Raw genomic sequence first — 19,160 nt, forward strand, 5'->3', positions numbered from 1 at the left:
ACGATGGATTTCTCCCGATTCTTCATCGACCGGCCGATCTTCGCGGTCGTGCTGTCGATCGTCATCTTCGCGATCGGCCTGATCTCGATTCCGATGCTGCCCGCCGGCGAATATCCGGAAGTCGTGCCGCCGAGCGTCGTCGTGCGGGCGACGTACCCGGGCGCGAACCCGAAGGAAATCGCCGAATCGGTCGCCGAACCGCTGGAAGAGGCGATCAACGGCGTCGAAGGCATCATGTACATGAAGTCGGTCGCCGGGTCGGACGGCAGCCTGCAGGTCGTCGTCACGTTCCTGCAGGGCGTCGATCCCGACACGGCCGCCGTGCGCGTGCAGAACCGCGTGAGCCAGGCGCTGTCGCGCCTGCCCGACGAGGTGCGCCAGTACGGCGTGACCACGCAGAAGCAGTCGCCGACGCCGCTGATGTACGTGAGCCTCTATTCGCCGGACAACAGCCGCGATTCGCTGTACCTGCGCAACTACCTGACGCTGCACGTGAAGGACGAGCTGTCGCGGCTGACCGGTGTCGGCGACGTCGGCTTGTCCGGCTCCGGCGACTACGCGATGCGGCTGTGGCTCGACCCGAACCGGCTCGCGTCGCGCGGGCTGACCGCGAGCGACGTGATTGCCGCCGTGCGCGAGCAGAACGTGCAGGTGTCGGCCGGCCAGCTCGGCGCGGAGCCGACGCCGAAGAAAAACGACTTCCTCCTGTCGATCAACGTGCGCGGCCGGCTGCGCACGGCGCAGGAGTTCGGCGACATCGTGCTGCGCAACGGGGACGACGGCCAGGTCGTGAAGCTGTCCGACGTCGCGCGCGTCGAGCTCGGCGCGGGCGACTACACGCTGCGCTCGTACTTCAACGACAAACAATCGGCCGTGGTCGGCATCTTCCTGTCGCCGGGGGCGAACGCGCTCGAAGTCGCGAAAGCCGTGTATGCGAAGTTCGACGAACTGTCGAAGCGCTTCCCGCCCGGCGTCGCGTACCGTCCCGTGTGGGATCCGACGGTATTCGTGCGCGATTCGATCCGCGCGGTGCAGCACACGCTGATCGAGGCCGTCGTGCTGGTCGTGCTCGTCGTGATCCTGTTCCTGCAGACGTGGCGCGCGTCGATCATTCCGCTCGTCGCGGTACCCGTATCGGTGGTCGGCACGTTCGCGTGGCTCTATCTGCTCGGCTATTCGATCAACACGCTGACGCTGTTCGGGCTCGTGCTCGCGATCGGGATCGTGGTCGACGATGCGATCGTGGTCGTCGAGAACGTCGAGCGCAACATCGCGCAGGGCTTGAGCCCGCGCGACGCCGCGCACCAGGCGATGCGCGAGGTGTCGGGGCCGATCGTCGCGATCGCGCTCGTGCTGTGCGCGGTGTTCGTGCCGATGGCGTTCATGTCGGGCGTCACGGGGCAGTTCTACCGGCAGTTCGCGGTGACGATCGCGATCTCGACTGTGATCTCCGCGATCAACTCGCTGACGCTGTCGCCCGCGCTCGCCGCGAAGCTGCTGCGTCCGCACGGCGCGCCGAAGGATGCGCTCACGCGCGGGCTCGACCGCGCGTTCGGCTGGCTGTTCCGTCCGTTCAACCGCTTCTTCGACCGCAGCTCGGACCGCTACCACGGCGTCGTCTCGCGCACGCTGAAGCGGCGCGGGGTGGTGTTCGCGGTCTATGCGGCGTTGCTCGGGGCGACCGCGCTGCTGCTCAACGCGGTGCCGGGCGGCTTCATCCCGGTGCAGGACAAGCTGTACCTGTTCGCGGGCGCGAAGCTGCCGGAAGGCGCGTCGCTGGCGCGCACCAGCGAAGTGACCGAGCAGATGACGAAGATCGCGCTCGGCACCGACGGTGTCGAGATGGTGCCGGCGTTTGCCGGGCTGAATGCGCTGCAGGGCGTGAACACGCCGAACATCACGAACTCGTACGTGATCCTGAAACCGTTCGACCAGCGCCATCGCAGCGCCGCGCAGATCAACGCGGACCTGAACGCACGCTTCGCGACCATCGGCGGCGGCATCACCTATGCGCTGATGCCGCCGCCGATCCAGGGCCTCGGCAACGGCTCGGGGTATTCGCTGTACCTGGAGGATCGCGGCGGGCTCGGCTACGGCGCTTTGCAGAACGCGCTCACCGCGTTCCAGGCCGCGGTCGCGAAGACGCCGGGGATGAGCTACCCGGTCAGCTCGTACCAGGCGAACATCCCGCAGCTCGAGGTGAAGGTCGACCGGTTGAAGGCGAAGGCGCAGGGCGTCGCGCTGACCGACCTGTTCAGCACGCTGCAGGTCTATCTCGGCTCGATGTACGTGAACGACTTCAACCTGTTCGGCCGCGTGTACCGCGTGATGGCGCAGGCGGATGCCGGCCACCGGCAGACGGCCGCCGACATCGCGAACCTGCGCACGCGCAACGCGAAGGGCGAGATGGTGCCGATCGGCTCGATGGTGACGGTGGCGCCCGCGTACGGGCCCGACCCGGTCGTCCGCTACAACGGCTATCCGGCCGCCAGCCTGATCGGCGACGCCGATCCGAAGGTGATGTCGTCGTCGCAGGCGATCGAGAAGCTGCAGCAGATCGCGAAGGACGTGCTGCCGCCGGGGATCGTGCTCGAGTGGACCGACCTCAGCTACCAGCAGGTCACGCAGAGCAACGCGGCGATCGTCGTGTTCCCGCTCGCGGTGATGCTCGTGTTCCTCGTGCTCGCGTCGCTGTACGAGAGCTGGACGCTGCCGCTCGCGGTGATCCTGATCGTGCCCGTGTGCATCTGTGCGGCACTGTTCGGTGTGTGGCTGTCGGGGGGCGACAACAACGTGTTCGTGCAGGTCGGGCTCGTCGTGCTGATGGGGCTGGCGTGCAAGAACGCGATCCTGATCGTCGAGTTCGCGCGCGAGCTGGAAATCCAGGGCAAGGGCGTGATCGAGTCCGCGCTGGAAGCGTGCAAGCTGCGGCTGCGCCCGATCGTGATGACGTCGGTCGCGTTCATCGCGGGTTCGGTGCCGCTCCTGATCGGCGGCGGCGCGGGCAGCGAAGTGCGGGCCGCCACCGGCATCACCGTGTTCGCGGGGATGCTAGGCGTCACGCTGTTCGGGCTGTTCCTGACACCCGTGTTCTATGTGGCGATCCGCAAGCTCGCGGGCGGCACGCCGGCCGTGTGGAGCGAACACCACGGCACCCTCGAAGGAGAAAACCGATGAGCGCCGCTTTTCGTCTTTCCGCGCTCGCGATGTCGGTGACGCTCGCCGCATGCGCGGTCGGCCCCGATTTCAGGCGGCCCGATACGGCCACGGCCGAGCGGTTTGCCCGCGACGCGCATCCGGCGGCGCAGCGCGACGCGTTGCCGTCCGGCAAGACGCCGGATACGCCGCCGGACGCGTCGGCCGATGCCGATGCCGCATTCTGGCGCGGTTTCGGCGATCCGCAGCTGACGCAGCTGATCGACACGGCGCTCGCGGCGAACCAGGATATCCAGGTCGCCGTGTCGCGCTACGACGCATCGAATGCGCTGCTGTCACAGGCCACGTTCGACCGCTACCCGACGATCACCGCGAGCGGGAAGATCGGCCATCAGCTGATGAGCAAGGACCAGGCGTTCGGGGCGCCGCGCAGCCAGCGCGATACGCCGACGTCCAGCGTCGGGATCAATGCGGCGTGGGAACTCGACCTGTTCGGCCGCGTGCGTCGTTCGGTCGAGTCGCAGCGCGCGGAGACGGCCGCCAGCGCGGCGGACGTGCGCGCGGTGCGCGTCGCGATCGCCGGCGAGGTGGCGAGCACGTACGTCGACCTGCGCGGCTCGCAGGAGCGGCTGCGGATCGCACGCGAGAACGCCGACAACCAGAAGCAGACGCTCGCGCTGATCAATGCGCGCGTCGGCGCGGGGCGCGGCTCCGAACTCGATGCGGCGCGGGCGCGCGCGCAGTACGAATCGACGACGTCGCGGATCGCTGTGTACGAGGCGGCGATCGGCGTCGACGAGCACCGGCTCGCGGTGCTGACCGGGCAGACGCCGGATGCGCTGATCGGCCGCTTCGATCTCCCGAAGGCCGCCGCGTCGGCGGGCACGCCCGTGCCGCTGCCGGTGCTGGCCGCCGACATCGATCCCGGCACGCCGGGCGACCTGCTGCGGCGCCGGCCCGACGTCGCGGCCGCCGAGGCGCGGCTGCACGCGGCGACCGCACGCGTCGGCGTCGCGACGGCCGACCTGTTTCCGCGCTTCACGCTGTCGGGCCTGCTCGGCAGCGCGACGAGCAGCTACGGGTTCTTCCGCGCGGGCAGCGATACGAACCTGATCGCGCTTGGCATCGACTGGTCGTTCCTCGACGTCGGCCGCGTGCGCGCACGGATCGCCGCGAGCGATGCGGAAGCGGCCGGGCAGCTCGCGCAATACCGGCAGACCGTGCTCGGGGCGCTGGAGGAAACGGAGAACGCGCTGCTGCGTGCGGCACGCACGCGTGACGAGACGGACCATCTCGTGCGGGCCGCGACCGACAGCGCGCGTGCCGCGCAACTGGCGCAGGCGCGTTTTTCGGCGGGCGCGATCGACTACTACGAAGTGCTCGACGCGCAACGCACGCTGCTGCAGGCGCAGGATGCGGCGGCCGACGGGCGGATGCGCAGTGCGGCGTCGACGGTCGCGCTGTACAAGGCGCTTGCGGGCGGCTGGCCGTCGGGAACGGGGCAGGGGCCGCAACGCCCGCTCGCGCAGTCGGGGCAGTAGCGCGGGCAAGGCGGCGCGGCAGGCCGGCGCAATCCTGCCTGCCGCGCGGCGCGTGACTACACGCTGGCCGGATCGATCTTGTCGATGTCGATGCCGTAGCGCCGGATGGCTTCGCCGACGCGCGCACACGGGATCGCGCCGTCGTCGGCGAGCGCCTTCAGCGCCGCGACCACGATGAAGTGCCGGTCGACCTCGAAGAACGTGCGCAGCGCGTCGCGCGTATCCGAGCGGCCGAAGCCGTCGGTGCCGAGCGACACGAAGCGCCGGCCGTCGACGAATGCACGGATCTGGTCGCCGACAATCTTCATGTAATCGGTCGCGACGACCACCGGCCCCGTGCGGCCGTCGAGGCATTGCTGCACGTACGGCACGCGCGGCGCTTCATCGGGGTGCAGCAGGTTCCAGCGTTCGGCGGCCAGCCCGTCGCGGCGCAGCTCGTTCAGGCTCGTCGCGCTCCACACGTCGCTCGACACGCCGAAGTCCTGCGCGAGCAGGTCGCTCGCGGCGATCGCTTCACGCAGGATCGCGCCGCTGCCCATCAACTGCACGTGCGGCACGTCGGCCGCGCGCGACATGCCTTCGCGCAGCAGGTAGAGGCCCTTGAGAATGCCGGCCTCCGCGCCGTCGGGCAGCGCCGGATGCGGGTAGTTCTCGTTGAGCAGCGTGATGTAGTAGTAGACGTCCTCCTGTTCCGCGAACATCCGCCGCAGGCCGTCGCGCACGATCACCGCGAGTTCGTACGCATAGGTCGGGTCGTACGACACGCAGTTCGGGATCACCGACGACAGCACGTGGCTGTGCCCGTCGTCGTGCTGCAGCCCTTCGCCCATCAGCGTCGTGCGGCCCGACGTCGCGCCGAGCAGGAAGCCGCGCGTACGCGCGTCGCCGGCCGCCCACGCGAGATCGCCGACCCGCTGCAGCCCGAACATCGAATAGAAGATGTAGAACGGGATCGCCGGCAGGCCGTGGTTGCTGTAGGCGGTACCGGCCGCGATCCACGACGCGATCGCGCCCGATTCGTTGATCCCTTCCTGCAGGATCTGCCCGTCCTTCGCTTCCCGGTAGTAGCTGAGCTGGCCCGCGTCCTGCGGCGTGTAGAGCTGGCCGAGATGCGAGTGGATGCCGATCTGGCGGAACAGCCCCTCCATTCCGAACGTGCGGGATTCGTCCGGCACGATCGGGACGACCAGCTTGCCGAGTGCCGGGTCCTTCAGCAGCGTGCCGAGGATGCGCACGAACGCCATCGTCGTGGACAGCGCGCGTTCGCCGCTGTCCTTGAGCTGCGCGTCGAATGCGGCGAGCGGGGGCACCGGCAGCGGCGCCACGTCGCTGAAGCGGGCCGGCACGTGGCCGCCGAGCGCGGCGCGGCGTTCCGCGAAGTAGCGTGCCTCGGCGCTGCCGGGTTCGGGTTTCAGGTACGGCAGGTCGTCGAGTTGCGCGTCGCTGACCGGCAGCGCGAAGCGGTCGCGGAACGCGCGTACGGCGTCCGCGCTCATCTTCTTCAACTGGTGGTTCACGTTCTGGCCTTCGCCGGCTTCGCCCATTCCGAAACCCTTGACCGTCTTCGCGAGGACGACGGTTGGCCGTCCGTCCGCGTGCATCGCCTGCGTATAGGCCGCATGCACCTTTTCCGGATCGTGGCCGCCGCGCGCGAGTTTCCAGATGTCGTCGTCGGACAGGTCGGCGACGAGCTCGAGCAGCGCGGGATACTTGCCGAAGAAATGCTCGCGCACGTATGCGCCGCTCTGCGACTTGAAGGTCTGGTAGTCGCCGTCGACGCATTCCATCATGCGCTGACGCAGCAGGCCCGTTGTGTCGCGTTCGAGCAGGCGATCCCAGCCGCCGCCCCAGATCACCTTCACGACGTTCCAGCCCGCCGCGCGGAACGTGCCTTCGAGTTCCTGGATGACCTTGCCGTTGCCGCGTACCGGGCCGTCGAGACGCTGCAGGTTGCAGTTGACGACGAAGATCAGGTTGTCGAGCCGTTCACGCCCGGCGAGCGAGATCGCGGCGAGCGATTCGGGCTGGTCCATTTCGCCGTCGCCGAGAAATGCCCAGACCTTGCGGCCTTGGTGCGCTTTCAGCCCGCGATATTCGAGGTAGCGCATGAAGCGCGCCTGATACGCGGCCGTGAGCGGCCCGAGCCCCATCGACACGGTGGGGAATTGCCAGAAATCCGGCATCAGCCGCGGATGCGGATACGACGACAGCCCGTCGCGTCCCGCTTCGCGGCCGGTCTCGCGGCGGAAGTTGTCGAGTTGCGCGTCCGTGATGCGGCCTTCCAGGTACGCGCGGCCGTAGATGCCGGGCGCCGAATGGCCCTGGATGTAGACCATGTCGCCGTCGAAGGTATCGGTGCGGCCGCGGAAGAAGTGATCGAAACCGACGTCGTACAGCACCGCGGCCGACTGGTAGGTCGCGATGTGGCCGCCGACGTTCGAATGCCGGCCGGCACGCAGCACCATCACCATCGCGTTCCAGCGGATCATCGCGTTGAGGCGCCGTTCGAGCGCGAGATCCCCCGGATAGGCCGGCTGCCGTTCGCGCGGCACCGTGTTCACGTACGCGGTCGTCACGCGGCCGTGCAGGTCGCCGTGGCGCGCCGCGTCGAGGTCGGAAAGCCGGTCGATCAGGTAATGCGCGCGCGGGCGGCCTTCGAGCGCGATCACGGATTCGAGCGCATCGAGCCATTCGCGGGTTTCCTGCGGGTCGATGTCGGGTAGCGCGAGAGGTGCGGTCATGCAATGTCTCCAGAAGCATAAGGCTGCGCGGGGCGGCGGTCGTGGCGCCGCATCGCGCGACGGGACGCCCGTCGATCGGCGGGCAGATGATTGCAATTGCAATCGTATGGCGGCAATTGTTATCGAGGTAAAATTTAATTGCAACTGCAATTCAATGAGAGGAACGACCTGACATGAGCGCACCCGAACCCGATCTCTGGTTCTCGTTCGTCCGCGCGCACCGGACGATGATTCGCGAAATCGAGCGCCGCCTCGCGGCTGCCGGCCTGCCGGCGTATGCGTGGTACGACGCGTTGTGGGGGCTCGAGAGCGGCCCCGACGGCACGCGCCGGATGCACGAGCTGGCCGACGTGCTCGCGATCGAGCGTTACAACCTCACGCGGCTGGTCGACCGGCTCGAACAGGAAGGGCTCGTCACGCGCGCCCGTTCGGCGGACGACGGCCGCGCCGCGTACGCGAGCATCACCGACAAGGGGCGCACGCTGCGCAAGAAGATGTGGAAGGTGTACCAGTCGACGGTCGCGGAACTCTTCCTCGATCAGTTCGGCGGCAAGGAGCAGGCGGCGATGGCCGCCGCGCTCGATCGTGCGACCGCCGCGGCGCGCGAGGCGGCAGCCGACGCGAAGTAGCGGCCGGCCGCCGGCACGTCAGCCGCTCGCGTGGCGGCGCATCGCCTGCACGGCCCAGTCGGCAGGCACGCGGCCGTCGTCGGCCAGCAGGCGAAGCGCGACCGCGGCGATCCAGCGCGCGTTCGGCGCGCGTGTGCCGGCGTCCGGGGCCGCCGAGTCCGCACCGAGCGCCGCGAAGCGGGCCGGGACGAACGCGCCGATCTGCGCGGCGACGTGCCGCGCATAGCCCGTCACGGCGAGCACCGGCGTGCGGCTGTCGCCGATGCATCGGCGCACATGCGCGACCTGCGGCTCGTCGTGCGGGTGCAGCAGGTTCCACCGGTCGGCCGCGTGACCGTCGCGGGCGAGCTGCGTGTAGCTCGGGCAGCTCCAGATCGTCGAATCGACGCGCCATTCGTCGCGCAGCAGATCGGCCGCCTCCTGCACCTGTGCCAGCGTGCTGCCTGCGCCGCACAGCCGGATCCGGGCGGCCGCGCCGACCGCCGCCCGACGGCCGGCCCGCACCATGCCGCTGAACGCATCGCGGGCCGCGGTGGCCGACAGCGGTTTCGCGTCGGGCACGGGCTCGTCGTGGCTCGCGAGGTAGCAGAACCCCGGCTGGCCGGCGACATAAAGCGTTCGCAGCGCGTGGCGCAGGATCGCGATCGCCTCATGTCCTGAGGCCGGATCGTATGGCGTGCACGCGGGGTTCGCGGCCAGCCAGTGCGGGACGTCGGGCGTCACGCCTTTCGGCCAGGACGATGCGAGCGTTTCGGCATCGTTCACGAAGATCCCGCGGTCGACGGTTTCGATCGACGCCAGCCGCAGCCGGTCGGTCGCGCGTGCATGCAGCAGGTACAGCAGCGGCCGCTCGAACCGCTTGCGCGCATCGAGAAACCGCAGCGGCCATGCGCTGATGCGGCGATGCGCCCCCGCGTCTGCAAACGGCGCACGCGTGTCAGCTCGCACGATCCAGACGTGTTCCGATGTCGCCGCATCGCGTTCGAGGCAATCGGCGGCCGCGCGCATCGCGCCGAGCGGCGACACCGCACGGCCACGCGGCGCGAGACGCTGCGTCAGCAGTCTTTCGAGGCAGGCCACCGCGGCGCGGCGGGTGTCGGGCGTCCGCACGGGCGGACCGGATCGCGCAGTCTGCATGTCCCTCCTTCTGGTATTGGCATGTCGCCGGGGCATCGGTTCCGGCATAGGATTGCAATTGCAACGATTGTAGTTGCAACGATAACCGGAAGACAAGGACCGACATGACTTCGACGCATTCCCTCACGTTCTATACGGCCGACACGCCGAACGGGCACAAGATCGCGATCTACCTGGAGGAGGCCGGGCTCGCGCACGAGCGCGTGCACGTGAACCTGTCCGCCGGCGAGCAGCGCAGCCCTGCGTATCTCGCGATCAACCCGAACGGCAAGATCCCGGCCATCGTCGACCACGACACCGGGCTGACCGTGTTCGAATCCGGTGCGATCCTCAGCTATCTCGCTGCGAAGACGCGCTTTCTGCATCCCGAAACGCTGGCCGAGCGCACGGCGGTGCAGCAATGGCTGCACTTCCAGATCGGCGGGATCGGGCCGATGCTCGGCCAGCTCTGGTGGTTCCTGCATGCATCGACGACGGTCAATGCGCAAGCGATCGAGCGCTACCGGAACGAAGCGCGGCGTCTCTATGGCGTCGTGAACGGCCGATTGGCGGAATCGGCGTATCTCGCTTCGTCGCGGTACTCGATCGCCGACATCGCCGCGTTCCCGTGGCTGCGCGCGGCGGCGGAGCTCGATCTCGACCTTGCCGGCTACCCGCACGTCGAGCGCTGGCTCGCCGATATCGAGGCGCGGCAAGCCGTTCAGCGGGGCCTGGTCGCATGCCGCGCACCGGCGGCAGCGCGCGCGAACTGACGTCGCATCGCCCGCGCTGAACGGATGGCGCGGGCGCCAGCCGCCGGTCTGCCGGGAAACATTGTTCTCCGTCGTCGTAAACGTCTCGAATGCGTGATATTTGCGCCGCGCGATCCGGTTTAGAGTGGCCGCGAATCGATGACGATGTGTCGTATCGCCGCAGTCCCGGGCCGTACAGATGCACAAGAGGAGCTGGAGACAAATGAGTGAAGGCAGGATTACGCAGGTCGAATCGTTCGGTTTCGAGCGCATTCCCGATGCATCGCGCTATGCACGGCCGATCGATCTGTTCAGGTTGCTGTTCGGCGGCTGCAATACGTTTTCCACATCGGTGCTCGGCAGCTTTCCCGTGCTGGTCGGGCTGTCGTTCAAGGCGGGTGTCTGCGCGATCGTGCTCGGCGTGCTCGCGGGCACCTGCATCCTCGCGCCGATGAGCCTGTTCGGCCCGCGCAACGGCACCAGCGACCCCGTGTCGTCCGGCGCGCATTTCGGCATCCACGGCCGGATCGTCGGCTCGTTCCTCGCGCTGCTCACGTCGATCGCGTTCTTCTCGCTCGCGGTGTGGAGCTCGGGCGACGCGCTCGTCGGCGGCGCGCACAACATGGTCGGCGTGCCGGTCAACGGCTTCACGCTCGGTGCGGCGTACATGGTGTTCGCGGTGCTCGTGCTGATCGTCTGCATTTACGGCTTCCGCTTCATGCTGTGGGTCAACAAGATCGCCGTGTGGGCCGCGAGCGTGCTGTTCGTCGCGGGCCTGTTCGCGTTCGCCGGCCTGTTCGACATGAACTACGCGGGCACGGTGCAGCAGGGCAGCGCGGGCTTCTGGGCCGCGTTCGTCGGCGCGGTGCTGGTTGCGCTGAGCAACCCGGTGTCGTTCGCGTCGACGCTCGGCGACTGGGCCCGCTACATCCCTCGGCACACGCCGAAGCATCGTGTGATGGGTGCCGTGTTCGCCGCGCAGATCGCGACCTTCGTGCCGTTCTTCTTCGGCCTCGCGACCGCGACGATCATCGCGGCGAAGGCGCCCGCATTCATTGCGTCGAACGACTACGTCGGCGGCCTGCTCGCGATCTCGCCGCGCTGGTTCCTGCTGCCGATGTGCCTGATCGCGATCATCGGCGGGATGTCGACCGGCACGACCGCGCTGTACGGTACCGGCCTGGACGTGTCGAGCATGTTCCCGCGCCTCCTGAATCGCGTGCGTGCGACGCTGCTGATCGGCACGATCGCGATCGCGTTCATCTTCGTCGGCCGCTTCTGGTTCAACCTCGTCGAAAGCGTCGCGACGTTCTCGACGCTGATCGATACCTTCAGTTGCCCGTGGATGGCGATCATGGTGATCGGCTACGTGACGCGGCGCGGCCACTATCTCGCCGACGACCTGCAGGTGTTCAACCGCGGGCTGCGCGGCGGCCATTACTGGTTCACGCACGGCTGGAACGTGCGCGCGATGGGCGCGTGGCTGCCGGCCGCGTTCGTCGGGCTGTCGTTCGTGAACCTGCCGGGCCAGTTCGTCGGGCCGCTCGGCCACCTCGCGGGCGGGCTCGACCTGAGCGTGCCGGTGTCGCTGGTGATGGGCGGGGTGTTGTATTTCGTGCTGCTGACGTTGTACCCGGAACCGGACGGCGTGTACGGCCCGCACGGGCGCCGCTTCGTGCGCGGCGGCACGCAGGCGGCGCGCGGCAACGGCGCGCCGGCGATCCAGCCGAAGGGATATTGAGCGGCGCGTGGTGCGTCGCTGCGCAGATGACGATGCCGCCGCGCGGGAGCGCCGCCGGCGGTATCGTCGTTTCCGGGCGTGTGATCGCGACAGGAGGGGGTCGTAACTTCCACGTGGCGCCGCCGCAAGCGAAAAACGCCTGCCGGGCTGGCAGGCGCGTGCCGGTTTCGATGCGTGTCAGTGGAACGTGCTGCCCGCGAGCATCCCGCCGTCGACGATGAATTCCGACCCCGTGCAGTACGCGGATTCGTCGGACGCAAGGAACAGCACGAGGCTGGCGACTTCCTCGGGCTTGCCGATGCGCGCGATCGGCAGGCCGCTGTAGATCGACGACGGATCGAAATCCGCGAACTCGGGCGGGCGCGCCATCACGGTATCGATGCCTCCCGGGTGCACCGAGTTCACGCGAATGCCGTAGCGGCCGAATTCGAGCGCGGCGGCCTTCGTCATTCCGCGTACCGCGAACTTGCTGGACACGTACGCGCTGCCGCCCGCGACGCCTTCCATCCCGGCCGTCGACGACACGTTGACGATCGAGCCGCCGCCGGCTTCCTTCAGCGCGGCCACGGCCGATTTCATGCCGAGCCAGCAGCCGACCTGGTTCACGTCGATCACCTTGCGATAGTCGTCGAGCGAACACGCTTCGATCGGCACGAGCTTCAGGATGGCCGCGTTATTCACGAGAATGTCGAGGCGGCCGAAATGCGCGAGCGTTGCGTCGACGGCAGCGTGCCACCCGGCCTCGCTCGTCACGTCGAGATGCTGGAATCGGGCGGCGTCGCCGAGTTCGGCCGCGACACGCCGGCCGGCGTCGTCCAGCACGTCGGCGATCACCACGCGTGCGCCTTCGGCGACGAACCGGCGCGCTTCCGCTTCGCCCTGGCCGCGCGCAGCGCCCGTGATCAGCGCCACCTTGCCTTCGAGTCGTTTCATGCTGCTTGCTCCTGTTGAGTGTAGGGGGCGCGCGGGTCCGCTCATGCGGAGGCGGCCGCCGCGTCGACGATGCGAACCGGATCCGTGCCGTCCCCGGTGTGTGATTCGGCGATGCCGCGGGCGATCATGTCGCGCATGCCGGCGCCTTCGATGACTTCGATGCGCACGCCGGGGTCGTCGGGGTCGTCGAGATACGCGACGCGCGTGGCCGGGTTGCCGGCTTCGAACACGACGCGCAAGCCGCGTGCGGTGAGCCGTGCGATCGCCGCATCGAGATCGTCGACGACCCACGCGACGTGATGCAGCCCGACGAGCGCTTGCCCGTGCGCATCGCGGTACGGCGACGACGTGTCGTTCGTCACGTGAATCAGTTCGATCTGCAGATTGCCGCGATACGCGAGCCCGACGTTCATCGTGACCGACACCGGCTCGCCGAGATGATGGCCGTCGAGGCGTACGTTGCGGAAAACGGTCCACGGGCCGATGCCGTGGCGTTCGCGCCAGCGCGCGATGCTGCGGTCGAGATCGGCGACCACGTAGCCGATCTGGTCGATGGGGCCGAGGACTGGGTCGTTCATGGCGTCTCCGTGGCGGACGCACGTGTGCGTGCCGTGCGATGAATGACGGCCATGATCGCAACAAAGCACGCGCGGCGTGCCGTCCGAATGGATGAGTGGGCGCGCGACCTCCAGCGTGACGGGGGCGCGCCGCCGCGACGACGTCGGTGCGTGAAGCGGGAAGGACAGGGAGCTAGCCGCCGTGCGACCTGCGCGTTACCGCGCGTTCGGCCCCTTGACCGTCAGCCGGCACACGGTCGCGAGCGCGAGCAGGTTCGGGTCGCGTTCACGCCGGTGCAGGAAGCTCAGGCCGATTGTCTGGCGGATCGTGGGCCCCGCGAGCGGTACGAGCGCGATCTTGTGCGCGAACAGGTCGCGCACGCGGCCGGGCAGCAGCGAGCAGCCGACGCCGCCCGACACGAGGTTGATCAGCGAGAAGATGTCGCCCACCCGCATCGCGACGTTCGGCGTGACGCCGGCCGCGCGAAACGCTTCCGTGAAGCCGTGATGCGTCGCAAAACCTTCGCCGAGCGACACGAACGGCGCGTCGTCGCAGGTGCGAAGATCGATTGCGTCATGCTGCGCGTACGGCGAGCCAACCGGCGCGGCGAAGAACATCTCGTCCTCGAACAACGCGATCGATTCGATCTCGGCGTCCGGTTCGGGCAGCGCCATCAGCGTCGCGTCGATCGCGCCCTGCCGGAGCTTGTCGAGCAGGTCGGCGTTCGAGCCGAGCACCAGCTCGGCCTGCAGCTCGGGGCGGCGTTCCTTCAGCGCGATCACGACTTCCGGAACGGTGCGGATCGTCAACGAATAGAGCGAACCGATCTTCAACTGGCCGGCACCGTAGCCGGCCGCCTCGCGCGTCGAGCGGATCCCGTCCGTCATCGTCTTGAGTACTTCGCCGGCGACTTCCGCGAGCACCTGCGCGGCATCGGTCGGAATCAGGTTCCGCCCCTCGTGGCGGAACAGCGCGCAATGCATCCCTTCCTCGAGCGTGTGCAGCGCGCGGTGCACGCTGACGGTACTGACGCCCAGCGCCTCGGCGGCCTTCGCGAGGCTGCCGGCTTCCATGAAGGCAAGCAGCACCTCGAGCTTGCGGAACGTGATCTCTTCGTTGATGCGGTTGCGCATGGTGCGGACGACGGGAAGGGCGACCGACGATTCTGCCGCAGAACCGGAGCCGCAACAATGCGCGAATTTCCGGGGTTTTCGTGTGGTGGAGCCCGGCGGGGGAACATTTAATCTCCGGCTAATCGTCTGCCGCGGTCGTTAATTGATGCGGGTTTTCGGCGTCCCTATGATCGTTTCACGCCGATCGTGTGCGCGGGCTGCGAGGTTCCGATGGTGCGAGCCCGTGCCTCACCGGCCGGCGATACGAACAGCCGGTTCGCCTTTACGTGCCACGGAACGCGGCACGCATGCGGTGCGGCGCCATGAGACTGCAGGAGACAAGCATGCGCGACTCACGTCGGAACTCGCGGCATCGGCAGGTGGTTGCCGCTGTCGTCGGCAACACCCTCGAGTGGTACGACTTCATCGTCTACGGATTCTTCTCCGGCATCATCGCGCGGCTGTTCTTTCCCGCCGGGAGCCAGTACGCGTCGCTGCTGATGTCGCTTGCGACCTTCGGGGTGGGCTTCTTCATGCGCCCGGTGGGCGGCGTCCTGCTCGGGCTCTATGCGGACCGCCAAGGCCGCAAGGCCGCGATGCAGCTCATCATCTTCCTGATGACGCTGTCGATCGCGCTCATCACGTTCGCGCCGTCGTACGCGACGATCGGCCCGGCGGCACCTGTCCTGATCGTCGTCGCGCGCTTGCTGCAGGGTTTCGCCACCGGCGGCGAATACGCGAGCGCGACCGCGTTCCTCGTGGAAAGCGCGCCGGAGAACCGGCGCGGGCTGTACGGATCGTGGCAACTGATCGGCCAGTGTCTTGCGGTGTTCTCGGGCGCGGCGATGGGCGCGTGGGCCACGCAGTCGCTGTCGGAGGCGGCGCTGCATAGCTGGGGCTGGCGCGTGCCGTTCGCGCTCGGGCTGCTGATCGGGCCGGTCGGCCTGTGGATCCGCCGGCACATGGAGGAGACGGAGGCGTTCCTCGACGCGAGCAAGTCGACGGTCGAGCCGCCGGCGAGCGTGTCGCGCGTGCTGCGCGACAACCTGCGCGGCGTGCTGGTGTCGATGGGGCAGACGATCACCGGCACGGCCGTGTTTTACGTGATGCTCGTCAATCTGCCGACGTTCGCGCACAAGACCTTCGGGTTGCCGCTCGACCAGGTCTTCAAGGTGCAGATGGTGGCGGTCGCGCTGCTGACGGTAACGATTCCGGTTGCGGCGCTCGTATCCGACCGCATCGGCCGGCGGCCCGTGCTGATCGCCGGCATGCTGGCGATGCTGACGCTCACCTATCCGCTGTTCTCGTGGCTGGCCGCCGCGCCGAGCATCGAGCGCCTGCTGGTGATGCAGCTGGCGATCTGCACGATCATCGGCATCTGCTACGGCCCTGCGCCTACCGCGCTCGCCGAACAGTTCGCGACGCGCTCGCGTTCGACCGGCATCGCGCTCGCGTACAACGTCGCGGTGATGATCTTCGGCGGCTTCGCGCCGTTCATCGTCACATGGCTGACGCACGTGAGCGGGTCGCCCGTCGCGCCCGCCTGGTACGTGCTGTTCGCGGCATCGTTTGGACTGCTTGCCAGTGTGTTCATGCACGACGGTGCGCCGTGCGTGCTCGCGCGCCGGCAATTTCAGGGTGAACCGCTGAGCGTCAAGTAGCAACGGGCGGCTGCCGCCGCCGGATTCCGGCGCGCAGGCGAGCGCTGTCCGATCGAAATGCCGTCGTCGAGCGTATCGACGCATTCGTCTCCGCGCCGTCGCAAGCCGCTATGATGGCGGCACACAAGGTCGGCGGGGGGAATGGCGAATGCTTTCGAGGTTGAAGAAACTGCTCGGTGGCGGCAGGGCACGCGCGGCCGTTTTGTCGCAAATCGGCCGACAGGCCGCGCGGTCGGTCGACGCGCCGGTGCAGCCGCGTCATGTGCTGTGCTTTCTCGGCAGGGATCGGGAACTGCAGCCCCTGCGCGATGCGGCGAACGCGGCGATTGCGGAATTCGCGACGGGGTTCGGCATCGATGACGCGTATTCCGCCGCCGAGCCGGACGAGCGGATGAGCCGTTCGTTCGAGGTCTGCCGCGACCGCGTCGCGGCGGATGCCTGGACGCCGGCCGACGAAGAAGCCGTCGGCACGCACCAGTCGGTGTTGTATGTGCTCGGCCCGCGCATGACGCGGGAGAATGCCGTGCGTGCGTCGATCGGCGCGCTGTTCCTGGTCGACCGGCTGATCGACGCCGGTGCGGTGGCGGTCAAGGGCGAAAGCGCGGGCGTGGCGCACGGGCTGCACCGGTGGCGGGAGCTGATCCGGATGGGAGCGGTCGCGACCGACGCCGACGACGCGCTCGCGCAGAACCGGGTGTGCCGGCTGGCGTTCGCGTTGCGCCCGCTGGCGTCGGACGGTTACTTCGAAAGTGTGGGTTTTCATCTGGCCGGTCTGCCGGACGTGCAGGTGCCGCGCTTGCGCGGAAGCGATCGCGACGCGGTCGTCGTCATCGATAGCGTTGCCGACGCGATCGCGCGGCACGGGATCGATGCGGCGTTGCAGGCGCACGATGCATCCCTGATCGACGACAGGTCTCACGACACAGACGACTTCAAGTTCAATCCTTACGGGATCGTCCGGCTGTCGACGTGAAGGCCGATGCGCGCCTCCGTGTCTGATCGGTCCCGGGCCGGACGCCATGAGCCGGAGTCGGGCATGGCGGCGACCGATCGGGCGCGGCGTCAGGGTAGGTATCGGTACGGCCGATGATCAGCATCGCGGGCGGCGGCCTACCGCGGCCGCCGCCCGGTCGTTACGCTTGGGCGATCATCCACTCTGTCCGGAAGGTCGCCATGTCCCGGCTCGATTACAAGTTGCTCGGCCCCTGTCTGCTCGCGATCGCGCTCGACGCGATGGGATTCGGGCTCGTTTATCCGATGATGTCCGCGATCTTCAGCGATCCGCACGCGGGCATCCTGCCGGCCGACGCTGGCGCGCACGCGCGCAATTTCTACCTCGGTCTCGGCTACGGGATCTATCCGTTGTGCATGTTCTTCGGCTCGTCGCTGATGGGCGAGCTGTCCGATCGCTACGGCCGCCGCAAGATCCTGCTGCTGTGTGTGACCGGCCTCGCGGCCGGCTACGCGATGATGGCGGCCGGTGCGTGGCATGCGAGCGTCGCGCTGCTGCTGACCGGCCGCGGGCTCACCGGGCTGATGGCCGGCTGCCAGGGCATCGCGCAGGCGGCGATCACCGACCTGAGCACGCCGGAAAACAAGGCGTACAACATGAGCATCATGTCGCTCGCCTTCAGCGCGGGCGTGATCGTCGGCCCGGTGCTCGGCGGCGTCACGTCCGACCGCACGATTTCGCCGCTGTTCGACTACGGCACGCCGTTCGTGCTCGTCGCCGGGTTGTCGCTGATCGGCGCGTTCTGGACCTGGGCGTCGTATCGCGACTCGGCCGTGCCGCGCGGCGACACGCGCATCGATCCGCTGCTGCCGCTGCGCATCATCGGGGAGGCCGCGCGCCAGCGCAACGTCGCGTTCCTGTCGGTGGTGTTCTTCCTGATGCAGGTCGGCTACGGGCTCTACCTGCAGACCATCATGCTGCTGCTGCAGGCGAAGTTCGGCTACACGAGCGCGCGGCTCGGGCTGTTCAGCGGCGTGATCGGCCTCTGCTTCGTGTTCGGCCTGCTATTCGTCGTGCGGCTGATGCTGCGCGTATGGCGCGTGGTCGACATCGCGAAGACGGGCCTCCTCGTCGCGGGCGTCGGCCAGGTCCTGTCTGCGCTGTTCCCGCACGAGCCGGTGCTGTGGGCGCTCGCGATGGTCGTCGGCTGCTTCGACATGGTTGCTTATACGACGATGTACACGGCGTTCTCCGACGCTGTCAGCGAGGACCGGCAAGGCTGGGCACTCGGCGTCGCGGGCTCGGTGATGGCCGTCGCGTGGGTCGTCACGGGGGCGCTCACGAACCTGCTGCCGGTGTTCGGCGAGATCGGCCTGCTGCTGATCGGCGGCGCGGGCTTCCTGCTTAGCTTCTTGATGATGGTCGCGTACGGCCGCACGCAGCCGGGTGCGCGAACGGCCGCGCTGTCGTAGGCGGCAGGCACGTTGGCCCGATCCTGTCGGACGTTGTCCCGCGCGCGGCTGTCGCGCACGGCCGCGCGGCCCGACACTGGCGCCTCGCGGCCGGGAAACGTCCGGGCCGCGTCCGGCGGCGCCGGCTGGCCCGGCGCGCCGTTCCTTCGATACGCCAACCGAGAGAGCGACCCATGCAACATCCGACCATCCGTACCCTGGCGGGCGCGACCGCGCCGACGTCGATCGCCGCCGCCCGCACCGCGCTGCTGGTGATCGATTTCCAGAACGAATACTTCAGCGGCCGGCTGCCGATTCCCGAGGGACCGCGCGCCCTGGGCAATGCGCAGCGCGTGATCGCGTTCGCCGATCGCGCGGGCATTCCGGTGTTTCACGTCCAGCATGTCGATTCACCCGACAGCCCGATCTTCGCGGACGGCAGCGACGGCTTCCGCTTTCATGCGAGCCTGCAGCCGGCGCCGCATCACGCGGTCGTGAAGAAAACCTCGGTGAGCGTGTTCCCGACGACGGACATCGATGCACGCCTGAAGGCGGCCGGTATCGACACGCTGATCGTCACGGGCCTGATGACGCATGCCTGCGTGGCCGGCGCGGCACGCGATGCGGTGCCGCTCGGCTACGCGGTGATCGTCGTCGACGATGCCTGCGCGACGCGCGACCTCGACATCGCGGAGGGCGGCACGGTATCGCACCGCGACCTCCATCGCGCGACGCTGGCTGCGCTGTCGGACACGTTCGGCGACGTGCTGACGACCGAGCAGGTGCTGGCGCTCGGCGTCGCCTGACGGCCGCCGGG

14 protein-coding genes are annotated in these 19,160 nt (G+C 68.4%); 9 read left to right on the plus strand and 5 right to left on the minus strand.

The features are described 5' to 3' along the window. Window positions 1-3 precede the first annotated feature (3 nt). The gene (locus VK92_RS01685) at window positions 4-3,177 is read left to right on the plus strand and encodes an efflux RND transporter permease subunit (RefSeq protein WP_021163949.1); all 3,174 of its coding nucleotides are present in this window, start codon (window positions 4-6) and stop codon (window positions 3,175-3,177) included. Continuing rightward, the gene (locus VK92_RS01690) at window positions 3,174-4,697 is read left to right on the plus strand and encodes an efflux transporter outer membrane subunit (RefSeq protein ID WP_048021963.1); all 1,524 of its coding nucleotides are present in this window, start codon (window positions 3,174-3,176) and stop codon (window positions 4,695-4,697) included. Before VK92_RS01685 ends, VK92_RS01690 begins: the two co-directional genes overlap by 4 nt. Before the next feature lie 56 nt (window positions 4,698-4,753). Here VK92_RS01690 and aceE read toward each other — a convergent pair whose 3' ends face one another. Further along, complete coding sequence (gene aceE / locus VK92_RS01695) at window positions 4,754-7,438, minus strand: pyruvate dehydrogenase (acetyl-transferring), homodimeric type (protein ID WP_048021961.1); 2,685 nt, start codon at window positions 7,436-7,438, stop codon at window positions 4,754-4,756. 173 nt (window positions 7,439-7,611) lie between these two features. Between aceE and VK92_RS01700 the strand changes: the two genes are divergently transcribed. Continuing rightward, window positions 7,612-8,067 carry a MarR family winged helix-turn-helix transcriptional regulator gene (locus VK92_RS01700; protein ID WP_027789419.1) on the plus strand — a complete coding sequence of 152 codons (456 nt, stop codon included), beginning with the start codon at window positions 7,612-7,614 and terminating at the stop codon, window positions 8,065-8,067. 18 nt (window positions 8,068-8,085) lie between these two features. On the opposite strand, the gene VK92_RS01705 is transcribed toward VK92_RS01700, so the two are convergent. After that, window positions 8,086-9,204 (minus strand): transketolase-like TK C-terminal-containing protein, encoded by a 1,119-nt coding sequence (locus VK92_RS01705; protein ID WP_048021959.1) that lies wholly within the window; start codon window positions 9,202-9,204, stop codon window positions 8,086-8,088. A 104-nt stretch (window positions 9,205-9,308) separates the two neighbouring features. Here VK92_RS01705 and VK92_RS01710 point away from each other — a divergent pair, with 104 nt between their 5' ends. After that, the gene (locus tag VK92_RS01710) at window positions 9,309-9,956 is read left to right on the plus strand and encodes a glutathione S-transferase family protein (protein WP_048021957.1); all 648 of its coding nucleotides are present in this window, start codon (window positions 9,309-9,311) and stop codon (window positions 9,954-9,956) included. 202 nt (window positions 9,957-10,158) lie between these two features. After that, window positions 10,159-11,676, plus strand: a complete 1,518-nt coding sequence (locus tag VK92_RS01715) for a purine-cytosine permease family protein (protein ID WP_021162280.1) — start codon at window positions 10,159-10,161, stop codon at window positions 11,674-11,676. 177 nt (window positions 11,677-11,853) lie between these two features. Here VK92_RS01715 and VK92_RS01720 read toward each other — a convergent pair whose 3' ends face one another. The 3 genes from VK92_RS01720 to VK92_RS01730 form a co-directional block, all read right to left on the minus strand. Continuing rightward, window positions 11,854-12,609 carry a glucose 1-dehydrogenase gene (locus VK92_RS01720; protein WP_021162281.1) on the minus strand — a complete coding sequence of 252 codons (756 nt, stop codon included), beginning with the start codon at window positions 12,607-12,609 and terminating at the stop codon, window positions 11,854-11,856. Window positions 12,610-12,650: 41 nt separating this feature from the next. Next, window positions 12,651-13,187, minus strand: a complete 537-nt coding sequence (locus tag VK92_RS01725; RefSeq protein WP_048021954.1) for a VOC family protein — start codon at window positions 13,185-13,187, stop codon at window positions 12,651-12,653. Window positions 13,188-13,382: 195 nt separating this feature from the next. Further along, window positions 13,383-14,300 carry a LysR family transcriptional regulator gene (locus VK92_RS01730; RefSeq protein WP_021162282.1) on the minus strand — a complete coding sequence of 306 codons (918 nt, stop codon included), beginning with the start codon at window positions 14,298-14,300 and terminating at the stop codon, window positions 13,383-13,385. A 323-nt stretch (window positions 14,301-14,623) separates the two neighbouring features. Between VK92_RS01730 and VK92_RS01735 the strand changes: the two genes are divergently transcribed. The 4 genes from VK92_RS01735 (at window position 14,624) to VK92_RS01750 (ending at window position 19,149) form a co-directional block, all read left to right on the plus strand. After that, complete coding sequence (locus VK92_RS01735) at window positions 14,624-15,940, plus strand: MFS transporter (RefSeq protein WP_048021953.1); 1,317 nt, start codon at window positions 14,624-14,626, stop codon at window positions 15,938-15,940. A 148-nt stretch (window positions 15,941-16,088) separates the two neighbouring features. Continuing rightward, window positions 16,089-16,913 carry a hypothetical protein gene (locus VK92_RS01740; protein WP_053076253.1) on the plus strand — a complete coding sequence of 275 codons (825 nt, stop codon included), beginning with the start codon at window positions 16,089-16,091 and terminating at the stop codon, window positions 16,911-16,913. Between the two features lie 200 nt (window positions 16,914-17,113). Next, window positions 17,114-18,364 (plus strand): MFS transporter, encoded by a 1,251-nt coding sequence (locus VK92_RS01745; RefSeq protein ID WP_048021952.1) that lies wholly within the window; start codon window positions 17,114-17,116, stop codon window positions 18,362-18,364. Between the two features lie 173 nt (window positions 18,365-18,537). Beyond that, on the plus strand, window positions 18,538-19,149 hold the full coding sequence (locus VK92_RS01750) for a cysteine hydrolase family protein (RefSeq protein WP_027789412.1): 612 nt from the start codon (window positions 18,538-18,540) through the stop codon (window positions 19,147-19,149). Window positions 19,150-19,160: the final 11 nt, after the last annotated feature.

Origin of the sequence: Burkholderia sp. LK4, from assembly GCF_001043615.1 — a bacterium.
In the GTDB taxonomy this organism is placed as follows: domain Bacteria; phylum Pseudomonadota; class Gammaproteobacteria; order Burkholderiales; family Burkholderiaceae; genus Burkholderia; species Burkholderia cepacia.